This is a genomic window from Microbispora sp. ZYX-F-249, from assembly GCF_039649665.1.
Lineage (GTDB): Bacteria > Actinomycetota > Actinomycetes > Streptosporangiales > Streptosporangiaceae > Microbispora > Microbispora maris.
Map to the genome: position 1 here is coordinate 45,512 of NZ_JBDJAW010000024.1, position 24,750 is coordinate 70,261.

Genomic DNA, 24,750 nt, shown 5'->3' on the forward strand with positions numbered 1-24,750 from the left:
GGGACATTCACCGGGGCAGGAACTCGCGGCGCCATGCCAGTGCCCTCCTCTCCAGGAGCCGGACCAGGGCGTCGGTGAGCAGGCCGAGCGCGCTGTAGACCAGCAGGCCGACCACGATCACGTCGGTGCGCAGGAACTCCCGTGCGTCGTTGATCATGTAGCCGAGCCCGGCGTCGGCGTTGACCTGCTCGGCCACGATCAGCGCCAGCCAGGCCACGCCGAGGCTCTGCCGCAGCCCGACGAGCGTCTGGGGGAGCGCGCCGGGCAGCACGATGTGCCGTACGAGCGCGGCCCTGCCGAGCCTGAGCGTCCGGGCGACCTCGGCGAGCTTGCCGTCCACGCCCCGGATTCCCGCGAACGTGTTGAGGTAGAGCGGGAAGGAGACGGCGAGCGCGACCAGCAGCACCTTGGGCGTCTCCCCGATCCCGAACCAGAGGATGAACAGCGGGATCAGCCCGAAGAACGGCAGTGCCCGGAGCATCTGCATGATCGGGTCGACGGCGCTCTCGCCGGCCCGGCTCAGCCCGGCGACCAGCGCGAGGCCGACACCGGCGACCGCTCCGGCGGCGAAGCCGAGCAGCACCCGTTCGAGGGACACCGCGATCGCCGTGGGCAGCGTCCCGGTGCTCACGAGGTCGAGCGCGGTCGAGGCGATCTGCGACGGGGCGGCGAGCAGCCGGGCGGGCAGCAGCCCCGACGCGCTGGCGGCCTGCCACAGCAGCACGACCACGAGAGGGCTGACCCACCTGTGCCACCCCCTCCGAGGGCCGCGGGCCGTGGCGGAGCGGGGGCGGGGCCGGGGATCGGCCCGGACCGCACCCCCGAACTCGCCCTCGAGTTCGGCGACGGACATGAGACACCTCGCAGACGACGAAGGAAGATTCGCCACCAGAGTTGCCTATATTTCCTACCAAGTCAATAGGTTATGTCCCCGGAGTCCGGGCGGCGCGAGCGGCGCGGGCGGCCAGGGCGCGCAGATGCGCCCGCAGCTCCGGAGGCTCGTGCACCTCGAACTCGCAGCCGAGCAGGAGCAGGCGCGACGCGAGCCACTCCAGGGTGTCGGCCGGTCCGCGCAGGCGGCAGCTGTGGTCGTCGATCGGCTCGACGTTCCCCGCGGCGGCACCGAGCCGGTCCGTCACCTGACCGGCCGGAAGGCGCACGGTCGCCACCACCTCGTAGACGGGCGCGGACGAGTGCAGCTTGGCGGCGACGAACGCGGCCGGGTTCTGTTCCGGCGGCACGCGGGCAGGGACCCGTACGCCTGTCGCGTGCGGGTCGCCGATCCGGTCGGCGCGGAAGATACGCCAGTCGTCGCGGTCGTTGTCGTATGCCAGCAGATACCACCGGCGTCCGGCCGTGACCAGGCGGTACGGCTCGGTCAGGCGCCTGGTCTGTTCCAGCTTGGCCAGGGCGCGCACGGACGCCTCCTCGATGCCGTCCACCGGATGCGCGGCGGCCGTGCGCAGGCCGACGGCGATGGCCACCGCCTCCTCGTCGTCGAGCAGCAGCGGCGGCATGGCTGCGCCCGCGGCGAGCCGGTAACCGCCCACCGCGCCCATCGTCGCCTGGACCGGATATCCCAGCTCACGCAGGCGGTCGATGTCGCGGCGGATGGTCCGGGGGCTGACCTCCAGACGCTCGGCCAGCTCGCCTCCCGGCCACTCGCGCGGCGTCTGCAGCAGCGACAGCAGAGCGAGCAACCGCGCGGACATGTCACCCATGGCGCCGAGCATGCCCGGTCATCTAGGACGGGTCATGACCTACATGGCCCCCAGCGTCGATCTCGTCATCGCGACGCGACGGGAGAGACATGAGCACCGAGATCCGCCCAGTCCGTATCGAGATCGCTCCGGCCGACCTGGACGACCTGAACGACCGGCCGGACCGCGCCCGATGGCCCCGTGAGCTGGCCGGCGAGGGATGGAGCCGCGGCGTCCCCGGCGCCTTCCTCCGGGAGCTCGCCCGCCACTGGCGCCGGGAGTACGACTGGCGCGCACAAGAGGCGCGGCTGAACGAGTTCCCGCAGTTCATGACCGAGATCGACGGTCAGGACATCCACTTCCTGCACGTACGCTCGGCCGAGCCCGGCGCCCTGCCGCTCGTCCTCACGCACGGCTGGCCGAACTCGTTCCTGCAGTTCACCGAGCTCATCGGCCGTCTCGCCGACCCCCGTGCGTACGGCGGCGACCCCGCCCGGGCGTTCCACGTCGTGGTGCCCTCCCTGCCGGGCTTCGGCTTCTCCGCGCCGCCGCGCGGAACCGGCTGGACCGCGGCGCGCGTGGCGCGGACCTGGGCGGAGCTGATGCGCCGTCTCGGCTACGAGCGGTACGGCGCGCAGGGCGGGGACTTCGGGGCCTACGTCGCGCCGGAGATGGCCAAGGCGGCGCCGGGCAACGTGGCAGGTGTCTACATCATCAGCGGTCTCGGCTTCCCCACGGAGAAGGACCTCCCGGAGATGACCGAGGACGAGCGGGCCGCCTATGCCCGGCTGATGGAACAGGACTGGATGAACGGCGTCGACCACCACGGTCTGCTGCGCGCGGCGCCGCAGACCTTCGCGTACGGCTGGCACGACTCGCCGCTCGCGGCGCTGGCCTGGATGACTCAGAAGTTCCACGAGTTCAACGCCTCGGGCAAACCGCTCGAAGAGGTGATCGACCGGGACCTGTTCCTGACCAACGTGAGCCTGTACTGGTTCACCGGGACGTTCGGGACGTCGGCGTGGCCGTACTACGAGAGCACCGGCTTCGGCTGGCCGGAGGGCCAGACGGTCGTGCCGACCGGCGTGTGTACAGCGGCCCGCCCGGCATCCGCCGGCTCGCCGAACGCCACAACACCATCGTCCACTGGCCCGAGGACAACCCGGGTGGCCACCACTTCATCGCGATGGACCAGCCGGATCGCCTCGCCGCCGACATCCGCGCGTTCTTCGCCAAGGTGGGCTGACCGGGGCGGCCCGGCCGTGTCCTGCGGCGGAGGTCAGCTCGCGCCGGGGACGGTGACCTTCTGCTCCTTGAACCCGTAGCCGGTCTTCGAGGCGTCGCGCTGCAGGCCCGCCATCGAGCTCTTGCCGGCGTCGACGTCGGCCTCCGTGGCGGTGCCCTTCTGCAGCTTGCCGGTCAGCGCGGAGAACTGGTCGCTCACGCCCTGGACGGCCTTGCACAACGTCGGATTGGCCGCGGCGAAGCCCTTGGCGACCTTCAGCTCGTGCAGGGCGAAGGCGCCGGCGATGGCGGCCTTGGCGATCGTGCGCTTGCGCTTTTCCGCCCCGGCCTTGAAGCCGCCGCTGCGCAGTGGTTTGTAGATGTAGCGGTGGAAGGCGCCGAGGGCGAGACCCGCGTGCAGCGCGAACCGGGTCTTGGCGAACCGCTTGGCGTTGCCGCCGGTCGGGCACGGAGAGTTGTACTCGGTCTCGGCCGCGGTCGGCGTGACGAGCGCCGCGGGGCCGGCCATGGCGGCGTGCTCGGGCGCCGGGGCGGTGGTGCCGCCGCAGCCGACGAGCAGCGCCATCGACAGCACGGCCGCCGCCGCGAGTGCGGTGACGGATCGGACAGTTCGTGCGCTCATCGTTTCCCCCTGAGGACGGTGTGGACACTGGACGCCGTGGTCGCGGCGAGTGCGCGTCCCGGGCGACGGTTGCCGCCCTGCTGCCGACTATGCGGGCTTTTGCCGGGTTGAGGCGCTTCTCATGCCGGGGTCGGACGGACATTTGGCCGCCGGCTCACGGTTCGCGGGGGGCCGTGCCGTCATTCACCGATCCATGCCAATGACGCGATGGGGATTCGCATCGGATTGTCCCCGGTGGTGGGTGATGGGCTGGACGCGGCCACGAAGCGATCCGGACAATGAGGGAGAAATAGCTCGATCCGTCGCATCGCGGCCTGATCGGAGAGGAGAAAGGCCATGCGAGGTGGGCGATTCAGCATGATCATCGGTTCGGCGCTGCTCGGCGCGGTCGCGCTCTGGCCGGCGGCGGCGCCGGCGTCGGCGGCCACGGGCGCCGCCGGCGCGGCGGTCGCGCAGGCGGCTCCCGGCGATGCGTATGCGAAGCCGAAGCCACCCAAGTGCACCTACCGATGCACGAACCACCGTAAGTACAAATGCTGTCCCAAGTGCACGCGAGTAAAGGGGAAGTGCTGAGGGACGACCAGCCATGGCGGCCTCGGGGAATGTCAGGCGTCCCCCCGGCCGCCGTGGCGGCCGGGGGCGGGCGGGCGACGAAATCGCGGCCCGCGCCCCGGGTTATGCTCGCTCCCGGACAGGGGAGGGGTGCATGGCGGTGCTGATCGATCGGCCGAACTGGCCGGGGCCGCGGGGGCTGTTGTGGTCCCACCTGGTCAGCGACTCCTCCCTGGAGGAGCTGCACGAGTTCGCCCGCCTGCTCGGCGTGCCCGCGCGGGCCTTCGACCGGGACCACTACGACGTGCCGGAGACGGTCTACGACCGGGCGGTGGTCCTCGGAGCCGAGCCTGTCGGCAGTCAGGAACTGGTGCGCCGCCTGCGGGAGGCCGGCCTGCGCCGGCCGAAGACCCGCTCACGATCTACACTGTAAAGGCACCTGGCCGCGTCCCGATCTCAGAGGCGGGCCAGCTCCCCGGCGAGGTTCTCGCGCGCACGCCGCTCCCACAGATCGCGGCCCGCGGGAGTGCCGAACAGGCGGGGCTTGCCGAGCAGCTCCCGCAGCACCGCGGCCCGTCCGGCCCGGAAGGCGTCGTCCGGCACGTGCCGGTACTCCTCGCGTACGGCCCTCGTGTACGCCGCGTACGCCCCGGGCGGCGCCGCGAGGATCGCCAGGTCGGCGTCGCACAGGACGGCCGCGTTCACGTCGCCGGGCTCGTAGGCGTGCCCCGCCGTCAGCCGCACGAGCCGGGCGACCTCCCGCACACGCTCCGCCGGCAGGCCGCAGGCGGGCAGCCGGGCCCGGGCGAGCTGGGCGCTGCGCTCCTCGTCCCACCCCGGCCGCCCGTCGTAGACGGCGTCGTGGAACCACGCGGCCAGCCGTACGGCGGTGGGGTCTTCGGCCTGGGCGGCGAGCGGCTCGATCGCGGTCAGGACCGCCCGCAGGTGAGCGGTCGTGTGGTAGCGCCGGTGCGGCTCCGCCCAGCGGGCGGCCAGTTCGGCGGCGAGGGCCCGCCCGGCCGCTGAGCGCGTGAGGCAGGCGGGCGGCGCCGGGGTCTGATCGTCGCTCACGCTCCGACCCTAAGCGCGCGGGCGCGGCGTGGGCTTCAGGCCGTGCGGGCCGCGCGCTCCCGGACGAGGCCGGGGACCGCCGTGAGGAGGGCCAGGACGACCACCGCGCAGCCGTAAACGGTGGCCGTGGCGCGCAGGCCGAGCGACGGCACCGCGAGCCCCGCCGCGACCGCAGGCACGCTGAAGGCGAGGTAGCTGACGACGTAGACGGACGCGAACATCCCGGCCCGCTCGGCGGAGCCCGCCAGCGCCGCGAGCGAACGGAACGCGCCGAGGAAGGCGCTGCCGAACCCGCACCCCGCGACGACCGTCCCGGCGAAGAACACCGGCGTGGACGCGGCGGCGAGCGCCACCAGGGTCAGGCCGGTCCCGGCGGCGAGCACCAGCGACCCGCCCGTCATGACCCTTCTCGCCGGCAGGTCGCGCACGGCCAGCGACGCCACGGCCCCGGCGGCGGTGAGCGCGGTGACGACGAGCCCGCCGACCAGGTGGTCGGGAATGTGCAGGACGCCCGCCGTGAGCGAGCCGCCCAGCGACAGGTAGAGCCCGCCCATCGCCCAGGTGGCGACGAGGCAGGGGACGGCCGCCGCGAACGCGCCTCGGGCGGGCCGCGGCACGGCCACCCGCGGGCGCAGCGAGACGAGTGCGTCCCGGCCCCTGCCGGGACGGGGCGCGACCGGCTCGGGCAGCAGCGTCATCGCGGCCGCGAGCAGCGCGAAGCCGGCCGTGAGCAGGACGAAGATCGCCGTCGTCGGGGCCGTCGTGTAACGCACGAACAGTCCGGCGCCGAGCGCTCCCGCGGCCAGGCCGCCGGTCGGCGCGACGCTGTTGACCAGCGCGCCCAGTTGACGGACGCGGTGCGACCGCGGCTGCAGGTCCACCAGCCCCGCGCTGATCGCGCCCGTCGCCGCGCCGGTGGCCAGGCCCTGCACCGCCCTGGCCAGCAGCAGCGGCCCGACGCCGTCCGCGGTCAGGAACGCGACCATGGCGCCCGCCTCGGCCAGCAGGGCCGCGACCAGCACGGGCCGCCTGCCGACGTGGTCGGACAGCCCGCCGGCGGTGAGCAGCGCGACCAGCAGCGCGAGGGCGTAGACCGCGAAGACGGCGGTCAGCGTGGCCGCCGAGAACCCCCAGCGCTGCTGGTAGATCACATACAGCGGGGAGGGAACGCTCGCGGCGACCATGAACGCCACCAGCGTTCCGGCGAGCAGCCAAAAGCCGGCGCCGCGGGACATCCGGCCGCGGGCCCTCGTCCCCACCGCGGCCGGCGCGCCGCCGGCCGCGTCATCGCCCCGCCCGGGTTCCGGGCCCGGTGTCCGCGGGTCCCGATCCGCCTCCAGGATGTCCGCCGGCGTCGCGCGGTCCCCCGATGTCGTCATCACGGCACTCCCTTGGTCAATGGTTCCGGCGTGGTCAATGGTTCCAAAATTCTCAAACCGTCACACCGTACGACGAGGTGCCGAATTGTTCAACTATTATCGAACCATGCCTGGAGCCCGGGACCTGCCGCACCCCGACACCGCGACGCTGGTGCTGACCGACGTGCTGTTCGCGCTGAGCGACCCCTCGCGGCTGGCGCTCGTCCGGCGGCTCGCGCAGGGGCCGCTGGAGGTGGCGGCGTGCCAGCCCACCGGGGGAGAGGTGCCGAAGTCGACGCTGTCGCACCACCTGAAGACCCTCCGCGAGGCCGGCGTCATCCGCAACGTCCCGGATGGCCGGCAGCGGTACGTGAGCCTGCGCAGGCAGGACCTGGAGGAGCGGTTCCCCGGCCTGCTGGACGCCGTGCTGGCCGCGCCCCCGCAGTGAGGGCGGGCAGATCTGTGCGATCGTGGCGACACACGGCCCCGGGCCGCGCCCGGGTTTGGCGGATTCGGCCAGAGCCTCGCCGGACGACCCCCGCGTAGCCTGTCCGTGTGCTGCGGCGGACGACCACCATCTCGGGCATCGACGCGCCGGCGAGGCTGGCGGAGTTGCTCGACCACCACGACTACCTGGCCGACGAGGGCGTGACGACCGCGGCCTACCTCGCCCTGAGGATGGGCCGGCCGCTGTTCCTGGAGGGCGAGGCGGGCGTCGGCAAGACCGAACTGGCCAAGACGCTCGCGGCGATCCTCGACGCGCCGCTGATCAGGCTGCAGTGCCACGAGGGCCTCGACGCCGCGCAGGCCATGTACGACTGGGACTTCCCGCGCCAGCTCCTGCACCTCAAGGCGGCCGAGGCGGCCGGGGTGGCGGACGTCGCGGCGCTCGAGGGCGAGATCTACGACCGGCGGTTCCTCATCGCCAGGCCGCTGCTGCGGGCCCTGGAGACCCAGCCCAGCGTGCTGCTCGTCGACGAGATCGACCGGGCCGACGACGAGTTCGAGGCGTTCCTGCTCGAAGTGCTGTCGGACTTCACCATCTCGGTGCCGGAGATCGGGACGATCAGCGCGGCGACCCCGCCGGTCGTCGTCCTGACCTCCAACCGCACCCGCGAGGTGCACGACGCGCTCAAACGGCGCTGCCTCTACCACTGGCTGGAGCACCCGGGGTTCGACCGGGAGGTGGCGATCCTGCGCCGGCGCCTGCCGGGATGCGCCGAGCGGCTCGCGGCGGACGTGGCGCGGGCGGCGGGCCGGATGCGCGAGGCCGGCCTGCTCAAGCCGCCCGGTGTCGCCGAGACCCTCGACTGGACCGAGGCCATGCTCACGCTCGGCGCGGCGGAGCTCGACCCCGCCCTGGCGGCCGCCACGCTGGGCGCGCTGCTCAAGCACCGGGAGGACCAGGAGACGGTACGGGCCATGGGGCTGCTCACGCCGGGCGGCGGTCGTGGCTGACGGCGTCGCCGTCACGGGCCGGATCAGGGACGGCCGGAGCGGGGACGGTCCCGGGCCGGTCGCCGTGCTGGCCGGGTTCGCCCGGGCGCTGCGGGCGGCCGGGGTGGCGGCCGACCACCACCGCACCCGGAACTTCCTCGCGGCGCTCGGCCATCTCGACGCCGCCGACGGGCGCGACGTCTACTGGGCGGGCCGCCTCACGCTGTGCGCCGGGCCCGACGACCTGCCGCGGTACGACCGCTGCTTCGCCGCCTACTTCTCCGCATCGTTCGCCGCGCCGCGCCGGGTGCGGGGGACGACCGTGTCCGTGACCCGCCCGGTGGCCGCGCCGTACGGCGCCGGGGAGCCGGAGACGTCGGGCGAGCCCCACGCGCCCGCGGCCACGGCGAGCGAGGCCGAGGTGCTGCGGCACCGGGACGTGGCGCGGATGAGCGAGGCGGAGCGGCGGGAGGTGCACCGCCTGCTCGCGCTGCTGCGCGGCGCGCGGCAGCCGCGCAGGTCGCGGCGGTACCGCCCGTCGTCCCACGGCGGCGCGGCCGACGCCCGGCGCACGGTCAGGGAGATCCTGCGGCACGGCGGCGAGCCGGCCCGGCTGCGCCGGCGCGTGCGCGGGACGCGCCCGCGGCGGGTCGTCATGGTGGTGGACGTCAGCGGCTCGATGGCCGCGTACGCCGACACGCTGCTGCGCCTGGCCCACGCCCTGGTCCGCGCCGAGCCGAGGGCGACCGAGGTGTTCAGCGCGGGGACCCGGCTCACCAGGATCACGCCCGCGCTCCGGCACCGCGACCCCGGGCTCGCCATGGACGCCTGCTCGGCGGCCATCCCCGACTGGAGCGGCGGCACCCGGCTGGGGGAGGAGGTGCGGGCGCTGCTGCGCCTGCCCGACGCGCGGGGGGCCATCGTCGTGATCGCGTCCGACGGGTGGGAGCGGGGCCCGGCCGACCTGCTGGGCGCGCAGATGGCCCGGCTGTCCCGGCTGGCCCGCCGCGTCGTGTGGGTCAACCCCCACAAGGGCGACCCGGCGTACCGGCCGATGACCGCCGGGATCCGCGCGGCGCTGCCGTACGTCACGGACTTCGTCGCCGGGCACAGCCTGGCGGCCTGCGAGGAACTGGCCGCGCTGCTGGCCGGCGACCGGCCCGTACGAAGGGGAGGCGCCGAGGATGCGTGACGTGCTCGGCCAGGTGCTGCGCTGGTGGGAGGAGGGGCGGCGGTTCGGGCTCGCCACCGTCGTGGGCACCTTCCGCAGCGCGCCGCGCCCGCCCGGGGCGGCCATGGCCGTCCTCGACGGCGAGGCGGTGGGCAGCGTCTCGGGCGGGTGCGTCGAGGGTGCGGTCTACGAACTCGCCGCGCAGGTCGTCGCCACCGGGACGCCGGTGCTGCAGCGGTACGGCGTGAGCGACGACGACGCCTTCGCGGTCGGCCTGACCTGCGGCGGCATCATCGACGTGTTCGTGGAGCCGGTCTCGAAGGAGGACTATCCGGAGTTGGGCGAGGTCGCCGCCGACGTCGCCGCGCGGCGGCCCGTGGCCGTGGCCACGATCGTCGCGGGCCCCGGCCGCGTGGGGGCGCGCCGCGTGGTCTGGCCGGACCGGGCGGCCGGTTCGCTCGGCTCGGCCCGGCTGGACGACGCCGTGGACGACGACGTGCGCGGCATGCTCGCGCAGGGCCTGACCGGCGTGCGGCGCTACGGCCCCGAGGGGGAGCGGCGCCTGGACGACCTGGGGGTGTTCGTGCGGTCGTTCGCGCCGCCGCCGCGCATGCTGGTCTTCGGCGCGATCGACTTCGCCGCGGCGGTCGCGCGGATCGGGCGCTTCCTCGGCTACCACGTGGTGGTGTGCGACGCGCGGCCGGTCTTCGCCACGGCCAAGCGGTTCCCCGAGGCCGACGAGGTCGTGGTCGCCTGGCCGCACGACTACCTGGCCGCCGCCGAGGTCGACGAGCGCACGGCGATCTGCGTGCTCACCCACGACCCGAAGTTCGACGTGCCGCTGCTGGAGGTGGCCCTGCGCACTCCCGCGGCGTACGTCGGGGCGATGGGGTCGCGGCGCACGCACGCGGACCGGCTGGCGCGGCTGCGCGAGGCCGGCCTGACCGAGGGCGAACTGGCCCGGCTGCGGTCGCCGATCGGGCTCGACCTCGGGGCGCGCACGCCGGAGGAGACGGCCGTGTCGATCGCGGCCGAGCTGATCCAGCTCCGCTGGGGCGGCAGCGGCAGGCCGCTGACCGAGACGTCGGGGCGCATCCACGGTGATTCGCCGTGAACGGCGGGGTGGTCGCCGGGCTGCTGCTGGCCGCCGGGGGCGGCAGCCGGTTCGGCGGGCCGAAGGCGCTGGTGGAGTTCGAGGGGGAGCGGCTGGCCGACCGCGGCGTGCGGGTGCTCGCCGAGGGCGGGTGCCGGCCGGTGCTCGTCGTCCTCGGGGCCGCCGACGTGCCGGTCGCCGGCGCCGTCGTCGTGCGCAACCCCGAATGGGCGGCCGGGATGGGCTCGTCGCTGCGGGCCGGGCTGCGCGCGCTCCCGGCGGCCGCCCCCGCGGTGGTCGTCGCGCTGGCCGACCAGCCGCTGGTGCGGCCCGAGGCGGTGCGCCGGCTGATCGCCGCGTTCGGGGCCGGCGCCCGCGTCGCCGTCGCGGCGTACGGCGGGGCGCTCCGCAACCCGGTGCTCATCGCGCGCGAGCATTTGGCGGAGGTGGCCGCGCTCGCCGAGGGCGACGTCGGCGCGCGGCCCTTCCTGCGCGCGCACCCGGAGCTGGTGACGCCGGTGCCCTGCGACGACGCGGGCGACCCGGCGGACGTCGACACCCCCGCCGACCTGTGCCGACTCCGTAAGGGACGACTCCATAAGTAGCCATTCGCCCGATTCGCCGTCATCCATGGGCTCCGCCACAATGATCACGAAGGATGGTTCCGGCCGAGCGGGGGAGCGCGTCATGACGGAGCAGGCACCCGGCGGGCTGGACGTCACCCGGCCCAACGTCGCCCGCATGTACGACTACTACCTGGGCGGCAAGAACCACTTCCCGCCCGACCGGGCGGCGGCCGAGCGGATCATCGAGCTGTCGCGCGGCCACGTCAGGGAGGCGGTGCGGGAGAACCGCGCCTTCCTGGGCCGGGCCGTGCGCTACCTGGCGGCCGAGTGCGGCATCCGCGGGTTCCTCGACCTCGGCGCGGGGCTGCCGACACAGGGCAACGTCCACGAGATCGCGCTGGAGGAGGCCCCCGACGCGTTCGTGACGTACGTGGACAACGACGCGGTGGTGGCGGCGCACGGGCGGGCGCTGCTGGAGGGCGACCCCCGGGTGCGCTTCCTGCAGGGCGACCTGCGGCGGCCCGAGGAGATCGTGACGGCGGCCTCGGCGACGGGCCTCGACCTCGACCGGCCCGTGGCGGTGCTGCTGGTGTCCTGCCTGCACTTCGTTCCCGACGAGGAGGGCCCCGAGAGCGTCGTGGCGGCCTACCGCGACCTGCTCCCTCCGGGCAGCCACGTCGTCATCTCACACGTCTGCTCCGACCTCGTCCCGGAGGAGATGGCCCGGGCGGGCGACGTCTACGGCAACGCGAACGCGCCCTTCGAGGCCAGGCCGGGCGCGCAGATCGCGCGTTTCTTCGACGGGTTCGACCTGGTCGAGCCCGGCCTGGTCCCGCTGAACGAGTGGCGGCCCGGCGACGGCGCGCTGCCGCCGCGCGGCGGCTTCCTGCCGGTGCTCGGCGGAGTCGCGCGCCGCCCCTGACGGTGGTCACCGCCGGTCCACCTCGTTAGCCTTGGCATCCGGATACGGAACATCATTCGGTTACCGACGGGTTCACGCGGAAGGACGAGGCGGATGCGGATCGGAATGGCCCTTAACTACTCGGGGGGCTTCAAGGAGACCGTCGCCGAGCTGGCCGACTACGAGAAGGCCGGGCTCGACATCGTGTTCGTGGCGGAGGCGTACAGCTTCGACGCCGTCAGCCAGCTCGGCTACATCGCGGCGAGGACCGAGCGGCTGCAGATCGCCTCGGGCATCCTGCCGATCTACTCCCGCACGCCGGCCCTGCTGGCCATGACGGCCGCCGGTCTCGACTACGTCTCCGACGGGCGGTTCACGCTCGGCCTCGGCGCCTCCGGCCCGCAGGTCATCGAGGGCTTCCACGGCGTGCCGTACACCGCGCCGCTCGGCCGCACCCGCGAGGTGATCGAGATCTGCCGCAAGGTCTGGCGGCGCGAGCGGCTGGAGTACTCCGGCAAGCACTACACGCTGCCCCTGGAGGGCGGCACCGGCCTCGGCAAGCCGCTCAAGCTGATCAACCACCCCGTGCGCGAGCGCATCCCGGTCGTGATCGCGGCCATCGGGCCCAAGAACGTGGAGCTCGCCGCCGAGCTGGCCGAGGGCTGGGAACCGATCTTCTTCATGCCGGAGAAGGCCGGAGAGGTGTGGGGCTCCTCCCTGGCCGTCGGCCGCGAGCGCAGGGATCCCGTGCTCGGCGAGCTGGACGTGATCGCGCAGGCCGTGCTCGCGATCGGCGACGACGTCGAGGGCGTGCTGGAGCTGGGCCGTTCCATGGCCGCCCTCTACATCGGCGGCATGGGCGCCAAGGGCAGGAACTTCTACAACGACCTCGCCCGGCGCTACGGCTACGAGAAGGAGGCCGAGCAGATCCAGGACCTCTACCTGGAGGGCAAGAAGAAGGAGGCCGAGGCGCTGGTGCCGAGGGAACTGCTGGAGCGCATGTCCCTGGTCGGCTCGGAGGGGCACGTCAGGGAGCGGCTGGCCGCGCTGCGCGAGGCCGGGGTCACCACGCTCAACGTCGCCCCCGTGGCCCGCACCCACGAGGAGCGCGTCGCGCTCATCGAGAAGATCCGCGACCTGGCCTCCTGAGCCGTCCGGCGGCGCGGGAGCATGACCCGCGCCGGTCCGGGCGATCGCCGCAGTGACGTTTGACACCTCCTATAGGTAACGGCTATCTATTGGCTAACCGTTAGGGGGTGACATGCAGGACGCGGTGCTGGCGATGCTCGCCAAGGAGCCCTCGCACGGCTACCACCTGCACGCCCGGCTGCGGCGCGCCCTCGGCCCCCTGGGCGAGTCGATGAACCGCGGTCAGATCTACGTGACGCTGGCCCGGCTGGAGCGTGCGGGGCTGGTCGCCTGCGAGCGGGCGGACGGCCTGCCCGAACGGCCGGAGCGCAAGGTCTACGCGCTGACGCCGGCCGGGCAGCAACGCGTGACGACCTGGCTGGCCGAGGTCGGCTGGCCGAAACCGGACCTGGCGGAGTTCCATCTCAAGCTCGCCGCCGCAGCCGCGGCCCGGCTGGCCGATCCGGTGGAGCTGGTGGCGGCGCAGCGCCGGGAGTTGCTCCGCCACCTGCGTGAGGCGCAGCGGGCGGCGCTGGCCGAGCCGGCGGGCTCGGGCGCCGGCCTGCTGCTGGAAGGGGTCACGCTGCGGTTGCAGGCGGACCTGCGCTGGCTGGACGCCTGCGAGCGGGCCTGGTCCGGGGCCGGCCACGGAATCGAGGGCGGATGAACGTGTCGAGCGCCGTGGTCCGGGCCCGCGGCCTGGTGAAGACGCATGGTCAGGGGCAGGGCCGGGTCCGCGCCGTGGACGAGGTCGACCTGGAGGTGCCGCAGGGACAGACGCTGGCGGTGATGGGCCCCAGCGGCTGCGGGAAGTCGACTCTGCTGCACCTGCTCGGTGGCCTGGAGCGGCCCACCGGTGGCGAGGTGTGGATGGCCGGGCGGCGCATCGACACGCTGAGCGAGCGGGCGCTGGCGCGCATGCGGCGCAGGACGGTGGGGTTCGTCTTCCAGGCATTCCATCTGGTGGAGGAGTTGTCGGCGGCCGAGAACGTGGAGCTGCCCGCGCTGCTGGCGGGGCGCTCGCGCCGGCAGGCCAGGCGCCGCGCGAGCCTGCTGCTGGAGCGGGTCGGGCTCGCCGACCGCGCCCGGCACCTGCCGTCGCGGTTGTCGGGCGGGCAGCGTCAGCGGGTCGCCGTCGCCCGCGCGCTGGTCAACGACCCGCTGGTCGTCCTCGCGGACGAGCCGACCGGCAACCTCGACACCGCGGCGACCCTCGACGTGCTGAGGATCTTCGAAGATCTGCGCGCCGCCGGGCAGACCCTCGTGATCGTCACGCACGACGAACGGGTCGCGTCCACCGCGGACCGGCTGGTCTCGATGCGCGACGGGATGTTCGTCGACGACACCCGGCTGTCCGGCACCGGCACCGGCACCGGCACCGGCACCGGGCGGCTCGGCGGACTCGGCGGCCTGCTCGGGCTGGAGGGCTGAACGCCGTGGGCTCCGTCGTGCTGGTCGTGCGTCTGGTGCTGGCCGACATGCGCCGGCACCGGGCCCAGGCCGCGATGCTCCTGCTCGCGGTGACCGTGGCCACCGCCACGATGGCCCTGGGCCTGTCCCTGCACGGCGTGAGCGACGCGCTGTACGAGCAGACCCGCGCGGCCGCCGCCGGGCCGGACGTCGTGGCGCTCTCCGGCGACACCGGGCCCGAGGTGACCTCGGCCCTGGCCTCGCTGGCGGACGCTCCCGAAGTGATCGCCCACCACGGTCCCTACCGCATCGTCTACGCCGACCTCACCACGCGCGATTCCCTCTCGTCGCCGGTGGTGGTGCAGGGCTTCGCCGAGACGCCCGGCGCGGTCAACCGGCCTCTGGTGACCTCCGGCCGGTGGGTGCGCCCCGGCGGCACCGTCCTCGAACGCGGCTTCGCCACCGCGCTCGGCGTCGGCGTCGGCGACCGCGTCACCATCGCCGGCCGGTCGTACCCCGTCGTCGGAATCGCCGTCACCGCGGCCACCTCCATCTACCCCTGGGCGGCGCAGATCGGCCCGGGCGGCGGCCCCAGCGACTACAGCGGCCTGGCCTGGATGACCCGGTCGGACGCGCGGACACTGGCGTCGGCCAACGATCTGCCGGTGACCACGGCCGTGGACCTCAAGCTGCGCGACCCCGCCGCCGCCGACGCCTTCCGCCACGCCCATCGTGTCTCCGCCGCCAGGGTCAACTTCCACTCCTGGCGGTTCACCGCCGTACAGGACATGGTCATCCTCAGGAACAGCCAGCCGATCCTCGTCGCCGGCGGCTGGCTGCTCGGCTTCCTGGCCGTCACCGGAGTGGCGGCGCTGGCCGCGGGGCGCGCCGTCGAGCAGACGCGCCGGGCCGGGCTGCTCAAGGCCGTCGGCGCCGCCCCCGGTCTCATCGCCGCCGTCCTGCTCACCGAGTACCTGGCGCTGGCGCTGGCCGGCGACGCGCTGGGGCTGGTGCTCGCCCGGCTGACCGTGCCCGCCATCGCCAGCCCCACCGCCAGCCGGATCGGCGACGCGTACGGGCCCGGCGGCGCCGCCGTCGTCACGGCGACCGTCCTCGCCGTGGCCGTGGCGGTGCTGTCCACGCTGCCTCCCACGCTGCGGGCCATGCGTACGGCGACCGTCACGGCGCTGTCCGCCACGGCGCACCAGCCCCGTCACCGGCCCTGGCTCACCGCGTTGTCCGCTCTGCTGCCCACGCCGCTGCTGCTGGGGCTGCGGCTGACCGCTCGCCGGCCGGGCCGCGCCGTGCTGCAGGCGTGCGCCACCGCCACCACGGTGATCGCGATCGTCGCCCTGCTGACCCTCCACGCCCAGCCGGAGAGGGGCTACGGCCTGGACGGCTCCGCCGCCCTGCCCAACCTGCGCGGCGAGCACGACCGCCGGCTGATGCTGGTGGTCACCGTCCTGCTGATCGCACTCGCCGTCGTGAACACCATCACGTTCACCTGGACCACCGCCATGGAAGCGCGGGCGAGCATGGCCGTCGCCCGTACGCTCGGCGCCACCCCGGGACAGATCACCGCGGGGCTGTCCGCCGCCCAGCTCCTGCCCGGCCTGCCCGGTGCCCTCATCGGCGGTCCTCTGGGTGCGGGCCTGCTCTCACTCTTCGCACCCAGGAACGCGGTGGAACCACCCTCCGCCTGGCTGCTCGGCGCCGCACTCGCGACTCTCGTGGCGACGGCGGCGCTCACCGCCCTGCCCGCGCGCCTGGCGGCCCGCCGGCCCGTGGCGCGGGTCCTCAGCGCCGAAACGGCGTGACCGGCCCCGCGTCACGGGCCGCCCGTCGCTCAGGACGTTCTCGCTCAGGGGTTTCCGCGCAGCCGCCGAGGGAGCCGATGCCGTCGTCGAGGACCGCGGCGGCGCGGCGGACGTCGGCCTCGACGGCTCCGCGCAGCCGCGCGGAGGTCAGGCCGGCGGCGAGATGCCTGCCCAGGCTCCGGAACTGGACCTGCCACAGGCCGACGAGGGCGATCGCGGCGATGTGCGGTTCCGGCGCGTCGTGGTCCGCGCCCGCCCTCCCGGCCAGGAACCGGGCCGCGGTCGCGACGAGTCTGTCGACCGCGTCCCGCTGGTGGGCGCGTAGCGCGGGCGTGGCACGCAGCAGGGCGCCGAAGCGCAGGAAGAGCTCGGCGGCCCGGTCCGGGTCGTCCTGCGCGGACAACCAGGACACCAGGGCGGCCAGTTCGTCGGACAGGATCGCCAGCGCGGCCCGGACCGGCGGCACCGCCGGGTCGGCCAGGACGCCCAGGGACGCCGCCGTGGAGTCCCACAGGTCGAGGATCAGCGACTCCTTGGTGGGGAAGTAGTTGTAGACGGTCTTCTCCGTCACCCCGCACGCCTCGGCGATCTCCGCCACGCGCACCGCGTCGAAACCGCGCTCGAGGAACATCTCGGTCGCCGTGTCGGACAGCCGGCGGCGCATCAGCCGCTTCTTGCGCTCCCGTGGCCGCTCGTCCTCGGGAACGTGCCCGCCGGGGCCGCGCAGCATCGACCAGTCCACTCCGCGGGTACTCACGATCCCCAGATTATTACAGTCTCTGAAGTTTTGGGGTACGGTGTTTTTCAGTCACTGAAAAATCCGCCGAGGAGGCGCGACGTGTCCGAGATCCGCATCGTCTGCGACTACCCGCATGCCGTCGGCAAGGTATGGCGCGCCGTGACCGACCCGGAGCTCATCCCGCTGTGGACCGCGACCGGCGCCGGTGCGCGGCCCGAGGGCTTCGCCCCGGTCGCCGGCAACCGGTTCCGGTTCGTGGCCAAGCCCAAACCGGGCTGGAACGGCATCGTCGACTGCGAGGTGCTGGAGGTCGAGGAGCCGTCGCTGCTGCGCTACTCCTGGACCGGAGGTGACGGGCAGGGTGACACGACCGAGGTCGTCTACCGGCTGCGACCCTGCGACGGCGGCACCCGCTTCGCCTACGAGCACACCGGCTTCACCGGCGTCGGCGGGGCCTTCATGGCCCGCTTCCTGGGCCGCGTCCGCCGCAAGATGCTCGCCTCCGGCCTGCCCGCCCTCCTGGACGACCTCGACGAACACGGCCGGCTCCGGTCCGGCCGCCTCCCCGGCCCCGGCGCGTGAGGGGCGCCGCGCGGCGTAGAGTCCGGGGCGTGACGCACGCATCTCGCCGCGCGCGGCTGGCCGCGGCACTCCCCGAGCATGACACGGCCGCCGTTCTGGTGACCTGGCCGGTCAACGTCCGTTACCTGACCGGCCTGTCCAGCTCCAACGCCGCCGTGCTCGTCACCGGGACGGGCGAGGCGGCGCTCGCCACCGACTCGCGCTACCTGGAGACGGCCGAGGCCGTGTGCGAGGGCGTGGAGGTGATCGAGGACCGCGACGTGGCGGGGGCCCTGCTCGGCCGCGTGCCGCACACGGCGCGGGTCGCGGTGGAGGCCGGCCACATGTCGGTGGGACAGTTCGGGCGGCTCGCCGCCGCGCATCCCGGTCTCACGCCGGTGGATGGCCTCGTGGAGGCCGTCAGAGCCGTGAAGGACGAGGGGGAGATCGCGGCGCTGCGCCGCGCCTGCGCGATCACCGACGAGGCGTTCTCCCTGGTCGTGGAGCGCGTCGTCCCCGGCGTCACCGAACGGCGGGTCGCCCGGTGGCTGGAGGCCGCCATGGTCGAGCTCGGCGCGGACAAGCCGGCCTTCGACTCCATCGTGGCGAGCGGCCCCAACGGCTCGATCCCGCACCACTCGCCCTCCGACCGGCCGATCGAGCGGGGAGACCTGGTGACGATGGACTTCGGCGCCCGCTACGACGGCTACCACGCCGACATGACCCGCACGGTCGCCGTGGGCCCGCCGGCGTCGTGGCAGCGCGACCTCTACGACCTCGTACGGCGGGCCCAGCGCGCGGGCCGCCACGCCGTACGGCCGGGGGCGACGGCGGGCGAGGTGGACGCCGCGGCGCGTGCCGTCATCGCCGAAGCGGGTCAGGCCGAGCGGTTCGGCCACGGGCTGGGCCACGGGGTCGGCCTGGAGATCCACGAGCTGCCGTTCCTGGGCCCTGGCAGGACCGGTAGACTAGAGGATCGAGTTCCGATCACCGTCGAGCCGGGGGTCTATCTCCCGGGCAGGGGCGGTGTGCGCATCGAGGACACGCTGATCACGCGTGGTGACGGGCCGGAGCTTCTCACACTGACCACCAAGGAGCTGCTCGTCCTGTAGGGCAGCCGCACGCGGGAGACGCTACGTGGCGACGACGAACGACCTGAAGAACGGACTCGTGCTCAAGCTCGACGATGGGCAGCTGTGGACCGTTGTCGAGTTCCAGCACGTCAAGCCGGGTAAGGGCGGCGCGTTCGTCCGCACCAAGCTCAAGAACGTGCTGTCCGGGAAGGTCGTCGACAAGACCTTCAACGCCGGCGTGAAGGTCGACGTGGCGAACGTCGACAAGCGGGACATGCAGTACTCCTACCTCGACGGCGACGACTTCGTCTTCATGGACACCGAGACCTACGACATGGTCAACATCCCGCGCTCGGTCGTCGGCACCGCCGCCAACTACATGCTGGAGAACACGACGGCGACCGTCGCCTTCAACGAGGGCAACCCGCTGTACGTCGACCTCCCGGCGGCCGTCGAGCTGACGATCTCGCACACCGACCCGGGCCTGCAGGGCGACCGCTCCACCGGCGGCACCAAGCCCGCCACGCTGGAGACCGGCGCGGAGATCAAGGTCCCGCTCTTCATCACCACCGGCGAGAAGGTCAAGGTCGACACTCGCACCGGCGAGTACCTCGGTCGGGCCTGACGTGTCGGCTCGGGGGAAGGCCCGCCGCCGCGCCCTGGACATCCTCTTCGAGGCGGAGGCCCGGCAGGTGAGCCCGCTCGACGTCCTCGCCGAGCGGGTGGAGCGGTCGGACCCTCCGGTCAACGAGTACACCTCCTTCCTCGTCGAGGGCGTGGTCCGGCACCTGGAGCGCATCGACGAGCTGATCTCGACGTACGCCGAGGGCTGGACGCTGGAGCGCATGCCGGCCGTCGACCGCAACGTCCTGCGCGGCGGGACGTACGAGATGCTGTGGTCGGAGGAGGTTCCGGAGGGCGTCGTCATCAGCGAGTGGGTGCACCTGGCCGCGGAGCTGTCGACCGACGAGTCGCCGCAGTTCGTCAACGGCCTGCTGGCCCGCTTCAAGCAGCTCAAGCCCTCGCTTTCGCTCTGAACCCCACCGCCCCCGGCACCGCCCGGCGGACCGACAGCCCCGACAGGGAGGCCGCAAGTGCGTGACGCCACACGCCGCGCCGTCGTCTGGGAGGCGCTGCGCGCGCTCCTGGCCGAGCGGACGGCCGCGACCGGGCGCGACACGCTCGACATCGTGGACGCCGGCGGCGGCACCGGCGGGTTCGCCGTGCCGCTGGCGACGCTCGGGCACGTCGTGACCGTGGTCGACCCGACGCCCGACTCGCTGGCCGCGCTGGAGCGCCGCGCCGCCGAGACGGGAGTCGGCGTGAAGGGCCTGCAGGGCGACGCCGCCGATCTGGGCGACCTGCTCGAACCCGGCAGCGCCGACCTGGTGCTGTGCCACAGCGTGCTGGAGTACGTCGAGGATCCGGCGGGCGCGCTGGGCGCGGTCCACGGCATCCTGCGGCCGGGCGGCGTGGTGAGCGTGCTTGCCGCCAACTCGGTCGCCGCGGCCGTCCACCGCTCGCTGGCCGGTCATTTCGACGAGGCGCGCCGGGTGCTGTCGGACCCGGCCGGCCGCTGGGGGGACCGCGACCCCACGCCGCGCCGCTTCTCCCGTGAGACGCTGGGGGCGCTGCTGGAGGCGGCCGGGTTCGCCGTCGGCGACGTCCAGGGCGTGCGGATTTTCGCCGACCTCGTCCCGGGCATGCTCGCCGAGAGCGACCCCGACGGCCTGGTCGCGCTGGAGCGGGCGGCGGCGGCCCACCCCGTGCTCCGCGACGTCGCCACCCAGATCCACGTCACCGCGTACCGCGAGTAGAAACCATGTTCGGGTAGTGCGGTGCTCGGGTAGGGTGACCTCATGTCCCGGAACCAGCTGCTGCCTCGGGATCCCTCGCCTCCGCCGGACGGGCCGGTCGACGACAGCGGCTGCCCGATCCTGCACGTGGACATGGACGCCTTCTACGCCAGCGTCGAGCTGCTCGACCGCCCGGAGCTGCGGGGCGCCCCGGTCATCGTCGGCGCCACGGGCGCGCGCGGCGTCGTGCTCAGCGCCACCTACGAGGCGCGCCGGTTCGGGGTCCACTCGGCGATGCCGATGACGCGGGCCCGGCGCATCTGCCCGCAGGCCACGGTCATCCCGCCTCGCCACGCCAAGTACGCCGAGGTGTCCCGGGGCGTCATGGAGATCTTCCAGTCGATCACCCCCGAGGTGGAGCCGATCGCCTCCGACGAGGCGTTCCTCGACGTCGGCGGGGCCCGCCGCAGACTGGGCAGCCCCGCGGCCATCGCCCGGCTGATCCGCGCCCAGGTCGCCGAGCGGTACGGCATCACCTGTTCGGTGGGGGTGGCGAGCACGAAGTTCGTGGCCAAGCTCGCCTCGCGCCAGTGCAAGCCCGACGGCCTGCTCGTGGTCCCGGCCGGCAGGGTCGTGGAGTTCCTGCACCCGCTGCCCGTGGCCGCCCTGTGGGGGGTGGGGGAGCGCACCGAGCAGGCCCTCGTACGGCTCGGCATCCGCACCGTGGGGGATCTGGCCCAGGTGCCGGTGGCGACGCTCCAGCGTGAGTTCGGCGCCGTCGGCGCGCACCTGGCGGCCCTGGCCTGGGGACGCGACGAGCGACGGGTGGTGCCGCACGCGCCCGACAAGAGCATCGGCAACGAGGAGACGTTCCCGCACGACGTCGACGACCCGGAGACGATCAGGCGCGAGCTGCTGCGACTGTCGGAACGGGTCGCCGCGCGGCTGCGGGCCGGCGGGCACGTGGGCCGCACGGTCAGCGTCAAACTCCGCCGATCCGACTTCACGACCATCACCAGGTCGCGTACGCTGCGCGAGGCGACCGACGTCGCGAAGGAGATTTTCGACACATCATGCGAGCTCTACGAGGCTGCGGGGCTGGAGCGGGTACGACTGCGACTGGTCGGCGTACGCGTGGAGAACCTGGTCCCGGCCGCCGCGGCGACCCGCCAGATAAGCCTGGGAGAGCGGGAGACCGGCTGGCGGGAGGCCGAACAGGCCATGGACCGGGCGGCCCGCAGGTTCGGCCCGGACGCGGTGAAACCGGCGTCGCTTGTTCGCCGTCCATTTGGTCCAATAGGTCCATGACGTCACCTCCGGTTTGGACCGCGTTGGACGTTTTCTTTCGCCTACGTCTGAGGCCTCGTATTCTGGGGATAACCGACCGCGAGGTTCGGACACCCCGTGTCGTCCGTTGCCGTCTTCCCCTGAATGGGGCCGTCCTTGGGAGGCGCCGTGCCGCTGTCTGAGCACGAGCAGCGCTTGCTCGACCAGATCGAGCAGGCCCTCTATGCCGAGGACCCGAAGTGGGCGAACACCGTACGGATCAGCAATCCGCGTAGCCACTACAAGCGCCGCCTGGTGAAGGCCTCCATAGGCTTCGCACTCGGCGTGGTCCTGCTGATGGTCGGCGTCGTCGCGGCCCAGATCTGGCTCGGTGCCGCCGGCTTCGTGGTCATGCTGGCCACCTGTCTGTGGGGCCTGTCGAGCTGGAAACGCATGAGCGGGTTCGGTGACTCCCCGCCGTCCCGCGAGCGCGGCCGCCGCCCCCAGCAGCGGCAGAGCTTCATGGAGCGCATGGAAGAGCGCTGGCGCCGCCGCCACGACGAGCACTGATCCCCATCTGAGCCACCGCCGGTGGGCCCGCGAAGCGGGCCCACCGAGTCGTCTGCGGCGAGTAATCCTCTCCCCGGCGCGGACCGGCTGCCCCGTCACCCGGGCGCGGCCGTGCGCCGGAGTGACAGGGCAGCCGGAGTGACAGGGCAGCCGGAGTGCCGGGCCGGCCGGGTCACAGAACAACCGCGTGCCGGACCGGCCGGAGTGACAGCTCAGCGTCGGGTGCCGGTCAGAGTCCGGTCCTGTCCGGACCCGGCGGGACGCCCGGGCGTCGTGGCGGTCCCGTGTCCCGGCGATGTCCCCTTGGCCGGCCCGGGCCCCGTCCGCCGGAGCCCCGTCCGCCAGAGCCGGGGCCGCAGTCCCTCCAGCCGGTCGAACACGTCGAGCACGCTCTCGCCGGCCGCCCGCAGCCGCAGCAGGACGGACATCGGGACCAGCGTGGCGCCCAGCCGCCGCCATCGTGAGGTCTTCGACGCCAGATCGCGCCTGATGCGGCGCAGGTCCGCGGGGACGGGGCCCGACGCCGACGGCGCGGGGGCGTACCTGAGCCGTTCCTCCGAGGTGACGACGCGGGCGAGCGACTCGGCGGCCTGCGGCCCGGGGGAGTACCGCTCGGAGATGCGGCGGCCGAGCGCGCGCGGCGTCTCGCTCGGCTCCCCGGCCATGCCGAGGTCGGTGAGGATGTCGCGCAGCTCCGCCCAGGCGGCGTGGCCTCCCGTGGCCGGCCGCGTCAGCCGGCGCAGCCGCCGGCGGCGCACCAGGAGCCGTGCGGCGGCGGGCAGCAACAGCAGGGCGAGCGCGGCGGCGGCGCCGATGCCGAACGTGACCGCCGCGGGCGTGCCCGGGTCGGCCGCGATGGGCGTGCCGTCGAGGTCGCGGTCGAGCTGGCGCGGGTTGGGCCGGGCGGGTCCCGCGCTCTGACCGGTGTCCTCGTCGTCCGACGACGGCCCCTCGGACGCGCCCGCACTGGGCTCGGCCGTCGGCGTGACGGGCAGCGAATACGCCGGCACCTGGGCCGTGCCCTGACCGCCCGCCCCCGCGGGGGTGGGCTCGAACCGCAGCCAGCCGATGCCGTCGAAGAACAGCTCGGGCCAGGCGTGCGCGTCATGGGTGCGGACCGTCCACACGTCACCGATTTTGGTGCCGCCCGTGTAGCCGATCGACACCCGTGCCGGAATGCCGAGCAGGCGCGCCATCACGGCCATCGCCCCGGCGAACTGCTCGCAGTAGCCCCTGCGGTCGCGCAGCAGGAAGCGGGACAGGGCCTGGGCGCCCGATCCGGACGCGCGCAGGTCGTAGGTGAAACGGCCGTTCCGGGTGAACCACTCCTGGAGCTCGACCGCGCTCTCGTACGGCGTGGCGGCGTCGGCGGTGACCCGCCGCGCGAGCGCCTCCACCCGGGGATCGAGCCCGTCGGGCAGCTGCAGGTAGCGGTCGCTGTCGGGCAGCGTCACCGCCGTGCGCAGCTCCGTCGTGGTGGGCTCGGGCTCCTCGGTCACCACCCGATACTCCAGCCCGGCCGCCTCGTCCTCGGTGGAGAAGACCATCAGCGAGGCCCGGTCGGCGCGCCAGTCTCCGTCCGCCTCGACCTGCCGGGCCGGATACGGCAACGGCAGGAAGTTGAGCTCGTCGATGTCCTCGCTCATCGCGACCCGCATCTCGGCCCGCTTCAGCGTCACCCCGGGACGCAGGCCGGGAGCGGGCGGCAGCGGCCCCTCGGACACGCGGTCCTCCGGGCGCCCGCGCAGCGGGGCCAGCGTCCACTTCGTCCCGTCGAAGATGTCGAGGGAGTAGATCCTCAGGTAACGCGGCACGTCGTCGCTGCTGGTGTAGGTGAGCACGGTGCCGTTGCCCTGCTGCCTGAGCTGGCCGCCGAGCTTGGCGATGGCGTCGGGGATGCCGATGTTGCCGCCGCCTCCGCCGAGGCCGTTGCCCACGCCGAAGCCGAACAGCGGGTCGGGGGTGAGCGCGGGCAGCACCGCGGGCACCAGGATCGCCAGCGCGATCGCCGTGACGCCGATGCGCTTGCCCGACAGGGCGAGCCGCTCGGTGTCGGGGGCGGCGCCGCGCGCCGAGCCGGCGGAACGGCGCACCACCACGGTGCGGCCCCAGCGGCTCAGGCGGTCCCGCCCGTCGGCGACGAGCAGGCCGATGTAACCGAACGCCGCGACGACGAACGCGGGCCACCCGATCGGCTCCGTCATCACCGCGGCGGGCACGGTGAACAGGGCGAGCAGTGGCAGCCCGGCGAGCGCCGCCCGGCGCAGCCGCACCGCGAAGACGTCCACGAGGAGGGCGATCAGCGCCACGCCCGCCGTGGTGAGCAGCGTGATGCCGGGCTGGACCGGCACCGGGGCGGCGAACCGCTGGATGTCGTCGAACCCGGAGCCGAGCAGCTCGCCGAGCAGGACGACCGAGTCCCTGGTGGGGACGGCCCGCAGCCACGCCTCCTCCGGAGCGAAGACGGCCGTCAGATAGAACAGGACCGCGACGGGCGTCACCGCCGGCGCCACCCATGGACGGGCGCCCAGGCGGGAGGCCGCCGCCCCGGCCAGGGTGGTGACGAGGACCGCCCCCACGCAGGACCAGAACCAGGACCCGCCCTCGAAGAGGGGGTAGAGCGTGACCGTGACGGCCGCCGTGGCCAGCCCCGCCGCAACCGGCAGTTTCATTC

Annotated in this window: 27 protein-coding genes; 19 read left to right on the top strand and 8 right to left on the bottom strand. The window is 73.8% G+C overall.

All coding sequences use genetic code 11. The annotated features are described in order from the left end of the window. Positions 1-7: 7 nt before the first annotated feature. Positions 8-853, bottom strand: a complete 846-nt coding sequence (locus tag AAH991_RS25830; RefSeq protein WP_346228492.1) for an ABC transporter permease — start codon at positions 851-853, stop codon at positions 8-10. A gap of 70 nt (positions 854-923) precedes the next feature. Next, on the bottom strand, positions 924-1,721 hold the full coding sequence (locus tag AAH991_RS25835) for a helix-turn-helix transcriptional regulator (RefSeq protein ID WP_346228493.1): 798 nt from the start codon (positions 1,719-1,721) through the stop codon (positions 924-926). Positions 1,722-1,810: 89 nt separating this feature from the next. On the opposite strand from AAH991_RS25835, the gene AAH991_RS25840 reads away from it, so the two are divergent. After that, positions 1,811-3,025 carry an epoxide hydrolase family protein gene (locus AAH991_RS25840; RefSeq protein WP_346228494.1) on the top strand — a complete coding sequence of 405 codons (1,215 nt, stop codon included), beginning with the start codon at positions 1,811-1,813 and terminating at the stop codon, positions 3,023-3,025. Here AAH991_RS25840 and AAH991_RS25845 read toward each other — a convergent pair. Together AAH991_RS25845 and AAH991_RS25850 are read right to left on the bottom strand one after the other, a co-directional pair. Continuing rightward, positions 2,980-3,567, bottom strand: coding sequence for a hypothetical protein (locus AAH991_RS25845; protein ID WP_346228495.1), 588 nt, complete (start codon positions 3,565-3,567; stop codon positions 2,980-2,982). The genes AAH991_RS25840 and AAH991_RS25845 overlap by 46 nt on opposite strands. A gap of 179 nt (positions 3,568-3,746) precedes the next feature. Continuing rightward, positions 3,747-4,064 carry a hypothetical protein gene (locus AAH991_RS25850; protein ID WP_346228496.1) on the bottom strand — a complete coding sequence of 106 codons (318 nt, stop codon included), beginning with the start codon at positions 4,062-4,064 and terminating at the stop codon, positions 3,747-3,749. A 209-nt stretch (positions 4,065-4,273) separates the two neighbouring features. Here AAH991_RS25850 and AAH991_RS25855 point away from each other — a divergent pair, with 209 nt between their 5' ends. Further along, positions 4,274-4,552, top strand: a complete 279-nt coding sequence (locus tag AAH991_RS25855) for a DUF4031 domain-containing protein (RefSeq protein ID WP_346228497.1) — start codon at positions 4,274-4,276, stop codon at positions 4,550-4,552. Positions 4,553-4,575: 23 nt separating this feature from the next. Here AAH991_RS25855 and AAH991_RS25860 read toward each other — a convergent pair whose 3' ends face one another. Together AAH991_RS25860 and AAH991_RS25865 are read right to left on the bottom strand one after the other, a co-directional pair. After that, positions 4,576-5,190 carry an HD domain-containing protein gene (locus AAH991_RS25860; RefSeq protein ID WP_346228498.1) on the bottom strand — a complete coding sequence of 205 codons (615 nt, stop codon included), beginning with the start codon at positions 5,188-5,190 and terminating at the stop codon, positions 4,576-4,578. A 35-nt stretch (positions 5,191-5,225) separates the two neighbouring features. After that, complete coding sequence (locus tag AAH991_RS25865; RefSeq protein ID WP_346228499.1) at positions 5,226-6,569, bottom strand: MFS transporter; 1,344 nt, start codon at positions 6,567-6,569, stop codon at positions 5,226-5,228. 106 nt (positions 6,570-6,675) lie between these two features. On the opposite strand from AAH991_RS25865, the gene AAH991_RS25870 reads away from it, so the two are divergent. From AAH991_RS25870 to AAH991_RS25915, 10 genes are all read left to right on the top strand, one after another. Beyond that, on the top strand, positions 6,676-6,996 hold the full coding sequence (locus AAH991_RS25870) for an ArsR/SmtB family transcription factor (protein ID WP_346228500.1): 321 nt from the start codon (positions 6,676-6,678) through the stop codon (positions 6,994-6,996). 107 nt (positions 6,997-7,103) lie between these two features. Beyond that, the gene (locus AAH991_RS25875; protein ID WP_346228501.1) at positions 7,104-8,006 is read left to right on the top strand and encodes an AAA family ATPase; all 903 of its coding nucleotides are present in this window, start codon (positions 7,104-7,106) and stop codon (positions 8,004-8,006) included. Beyond that, a complete protein-coding gene (locus tag AAH991_RS25880) occupies positions 7,999-9,177 on the top strand; it encodes a vWA domain-containing protein (protein ID WP_346228502.1) in 1,179 nt (392 codons plus the stop codon). Before AAH991_RS25875 ends, AAH991_RS25880 begins: the two co-directional genes overlap by 8 nt. Continuing rightward, positions 9,170-10,270: an XdhC family protein gene (locus tag AAH991_RS25885; protein ID WP_346228503.1), complete on the top strand. Its 1,101-nt coding sequence runs from the start codon at positions 9,170-9,172 to the stop codon at positions 10,268-10,270. Before AAH991_RS25880 ends, AAH991_RS25885 begins: the two co-directional genes overlap by 8 nt. Continuing rightward, positions 10,267-10,854, top strand: coding sequence for a nucleotidyltransferase family protein (locus AAH991_RS25890; protein WP_346228504.1), 588 nt, complete (start codon positions 10,267-10,269; stop codon positions 10,852-10,854). Before AAH991_RS25885 ends, AAH991_RS25890 begins: the two co-directional genes overlap by 4 nt. 82 nt (positions 10,855-10,936) lie before the next feature. Then, positions 10,937-11,737: an SAM-dependent methyltransferase gene (locus AAH991_RS25895; RefSeq protein ID WP_346228505.1), complete on the top strand. Its 801-nt coding sequence runs from the start codon at positions 10,937-10,939 to the stop codon at positions 11,735-11,737. Positions 11,738-11,830: 93 nt separating this feature from the next. Then, entirely contained in the window at positions 11,831-12,865 is a 1,035-nt protein-coding gene (locus AAH991_RS25900) for an LLM class F420-dependent oxidoreductase (protein WP_346228506.1), read from the top strand. Between the two features lie 112 nt (positions 12,866-12,977). Beyond that, entirely contained in the window at positions 12,978-13,511 is a 534-nt protein-coding gene (locus AAH991_RS25905; RefSeq protein ID WP_346228507.1) for a PadR family transcriptional regulator, read from the top strand. Further along, a complete protein-coding gene (locus tag AAH991_RS25910) occupies positions 13,508-14,275 on the top strand; it encodes an ABC transporter ATP-binding protein (protein WP_346228508.1) in 768 nt (255 codons plus the stop codon). The genes AAH991_RS25905 and AAH991_RS25910 overlap by 4 nt, the downstream gene beginning before the upstream one ends. Before the next feature lie 5 nt (positions 14,276-14,280). Beyond that, a complete protein-coding gene (locus tag AAH991_RS25915; RefSeq protein ID WP_346228509.1) occupies positions 14,281-16,071 on the top strand; it encodes an FtsX-like permease family protein in 1,791 nt (596 codons plus the stop codon). Here AAH991_RS25915 and AAH991_RS25920 read toward each other — a convergent pair. Beyond that, the gene (locus AAH991_RS25920) at positions 16,052-16,828 is read right to left on the bottom strand and encodes a TetR/AcrR family transcriptional regulator (protein ID WP_346228510.1); all 777 of its coding nucleotides are present in this window, start codon (positions 16,826-16,828) and stop codon (positions 16,052-16,054) included. The genes AAH991_RS25915 and AAH991_RS25920 overlap by 20 nt on opposite strands. An 81-nt stretch (positions 16,829-16,909) precedes the next feature. On the opposite strand from AAH991_RS25920, the gene AAH991_RS25925 reads away from it, so the two are divergent. The 7 genes from AAH991_RS25925 to AAH991_RS25955 all read left to right on the top strand — a co-directional run bounded on the left by AAH991_RS25925 (position 16,910) and on the right by AAH991_RS25955 (position 22,076). Beyond that, complete coding sequence (locus AAH991_RS25925; protein ID WP_346228511.1) at positions 16,910-17,392, top strand: SRPBCC family protein; 483 nt, start codon at positions 16,910-16,912, stop codon at positions 17,390-17,392. Positions 17,393-17,421: 29 nt separating this feature from the next. After that, a complete protein-coding gene (locus AAH991_RS25930) occupies positions 17,422-18,483 on the top strand; it encodes a M24 family metallopeptidase (protein ID WP_346228512.1) in 1,062 nt (353 codons plus the stop codon). A 25-nt stretch (positions 18,484-18,508) separates the two neighbouring features. Then, the gene (gene efp, locus AAH991_RS25935) at positions 18,509-19,069 is read left to right on the top strand and encodes an elongation factor P (protein WP_346228513.1); all 561 of its coding nucleotides are present in this window, start codon (positions 18,509-18,511) and stop codon (positions 19,067-19,069) included. 1 nt (position 19,070) lies between these two features. Next, positions 19,071-19,481 (top strand): transcription antitermination factor NusB, encoded by a 411-nt coding sequence (gene nusB, locus AAH991_RS25940; RefSeq protein WP_346228514.1) that lies wholly within the window; start codon positions 19,071-19,073, stop codon positions 19,479-19,481. A 57-nt stretch (positions 19,482-19,538) separates the two neighbouring features. Continuing rightward, entirely contained in the window at positions 19,539-20,261 is a 723-nt protein-coding gene (locus AAH991_RS25945) for a methyltransferase domain-containing protein (RefSeq protein ID WP_346228515.1), read from the top strand. A 42-nt stretch (positions 20,262-20,303) separates the two neighbouring features. Next, positions 20,304-21,548: a DNA polymerase IV gene (locus tag AAH991_RS25950; protein ID WP_346228516.1), complete on the top strand. Its 1,245-nt coding sequence runs from the start codon at positions 20,304-20,306 to the stop codon at positions 21,546-21,548. Between the two features lie 147 nt (positions 21,549-21,695). Further along, on the top strand, positions 21,696-22,076 hold the full coding sequence (locus AAH991_RS25955; protein WP_346228517.1) for an SCO2097 family morphological protein: 381 nt from the start codon (positions 21,696-21,698) through the stop codon (positions 22,074-22,076). 212 nt (positions 22,077-22,288) lie between these two features. Here the strand turns inward: AAH991_RS25955 and AAH991_RS25960 are convergent, their stop codons facing one another. Beyond that, positions 22,289-24,748, bottom strand: coding sequence for a transglutaminaseTgpA domain-containing protein (locus AAH991_RS25960; RefSeq protein ID WP_346228518.1), 2,460 nt, complete (start codon positions 24,746-24,748; stop codon positions 22,289-22,291). Between the last annotated feature and the right edge of the window lie 2 nt (positions 24,749-24,750).

Coding starts and splice junctions, on each gene's coding strand:
- AAH991_RS25895 (WP_346228505.1), top strand. CDS start 10,937: ATGACGGAGCAGGCACCCGGCGGGCTGGACGTCACCCGGCCCAACGTC.
- AAH991_RS25885 (WP_346228503.1), top strand. CDS start 9,170: ATGCGTGACGTGCTCGGCCAGGTGCTGCGCTGGTGGGAGGAGGGGCGG.
- AAH991_RS25865 (WP_346228499.1), bottom strand. CDS start 6,569: ATGACGACATCGGGGGACCGCGCGACGCCGGCGGACATCCTGGAGGCG.
- AAH991_RS25960 (WP_346228518.1), bottom strand. CDS start 24,748: ATGAAACTGCCGGTTGCGGCGGGGCTGGCCACGGCGGCCGTCACGGTC.
- AAH991_RS25835 (WP_346228493.1), bottom strand. CDS start 1,721: ATGGGTGACATGTCCGCGCGGTTGCTCGCTCTGCTGTCGCTGCTGCAG.
- AAH991_RS25870 (WP_346228500.1), top strand. CDS start 6,676: ATGCCTGGAGCCCGGGACCTGCCGCACCCCGACACCGCGACGCTGGTG.
- AAH991_RS25910 (WP_346228508.1), top strand. CDS start 13,508: ATGAACGTGTCGAGCGCCGTGGTCCGGGCCCGCGGCCTGGTGAAGACG.
- AAH991_RS25845 (WP_346228495.1), bottom strand. CDS start 3,567: ATGAGCGCACGAACTGTCCGATCCGTCACCGCACTCGCGGCGGCGGCC.
- AAH991_RS25950 (WP_346228516.1), top strand. CDS start 20,304: ATGTCCCGGAACCAGCTGCTGCCTCGGGATCCCTCGCCTCCGCCGGAC.
- AAH991_RS25900 (WP_346228506.1), top strand. CDS start 11,831: ATGCGGATCGGAATGGCCCTTAACTACTCGGGGGGCTTCAAGGAGACC.
- AAH991_RS25840 (WP_346228494.1), top strand. CDS start 1,811: ATGAGCACCGAGATCCGCCCAGTCCGTATCGAGATCGCTCCGGCCGAC.
- AAH991_RS25855 (WP_346228497.1), top strand. CDS start 4,274: ATGGCGGTGCTGATCGATCGGCCGAACTGGCCGGGGCCGCGGGGGCTG.
- AAH991_RS25830 (WP_346228492.1), bottom strand. CDS start 853: ATGTCCGTCGCCGAACTCGAGGGCGAGTTCGGGGGTGCGGTCCGGGCC.
- AAH991_RS25905 (WP_346228507.1), top strand. CDS start 12,978: ATGCAGGACGCGGTGCTGGCGATGCTCGCCAAGGAGCCCTCGCACGGC.